Source organism: Pseudomonas brassicae, from assembly GCF_010671725.1.
Lineage (GTDB): Bacteria > Pseudomonadota > Gammaproteobacteria > Pseudomonadales > Pseudomonadaceae > Aquipseudomonas > Aquipseudomonas brassicae.
The window spans coordinates 1-828 of sequence record NZ_JAAHBU010000546.1 but is presented as its reverse complement, the minus strand read 5'-3'; the positions used below and the strand labels follow the sequence as shown (position 1 = coordinate 828).

At 64.6% G+C, this 828-nt stretch carries 1 protein-coding gene; it reads left to right on the top strand.

What is annotated here, in order from left to right; all coding sequences use genetic code 11:
• A partial coding sequence (locus tag G3436_RS25865) for a condensation domain-containing protein (RefSeq protein ID WP_163951083.1) occupies positions 1–828 on the top strand: 828 nt, incomplete at both ends.

The window sequence follows — 828 nt, the reverse complement described above, 5'->3', positions numbered from 1 at the left end:
TTTTTCGTCAACACCCTGGTGCTCAAGGCGCAGATGCACCCCCAGCAGGCCTTTGCCGACCTGCTGCGCCAGGTGCGTCAGTCGACGTTGCAGGCCCAGGCTCACCAGGACCTGCCGTTCGAGCAATTGGTCGAGGCACTGCAGCCGGGTCGCAGCCTGGCCCACAGCCCGTTGTTCCAGGTGATGTTCAATCACCATGCCGACGATACAGGGGACGTGCAGGCGATCAGCACCTTGCCGGCGTTGCAGGTCGAGCGGCTGAGCTGGGACAACCACACGGCGCAGTTCGACCTGGTGCTGGACACCACCGAAACCGCGCACGGCCTGTCGGCGATTCTGGTCTACGCCACCGACCTGTTCGAGGCGGCCACCATCGAGCGCCTCGCTGAGCATTGGCAAAACCTGCTGCGGGCTATCGTGGCCGAACCGCAGCAACGCATCGGTCAGTTGCCTTTGCTGGAGGCACGCGAACAGCAGGCCAACATTCAGCAATGGAACCCGGCCCCGGCGCAGTTTGCCAGCCAGCAATGCATCCATCAATTGATCGAAGCCCAGGCCGCGCGTGCGCCGCAGTCCATCGCGCTGACGTTGGGTGACACACAGCTCAGTTATGGCGAGCTGAACGAGCGCGCCAACCAGCTGGCCCACGCCCTGATCGCCCAGGGCATCGGCCCGGAAGTGCTGGTCGGCCTGGCTTGCGAGCGCAGCCTGGAGATGCTCGTCGGCCTGCTGGCGATCCTCAAGGCGGGTGGCGCTTATGTGCCGCTTGACCCGGCGTACCCCGAAGACCGTCTGGCCTACATGATGAAGGACAGTGGCCTGAGCGTC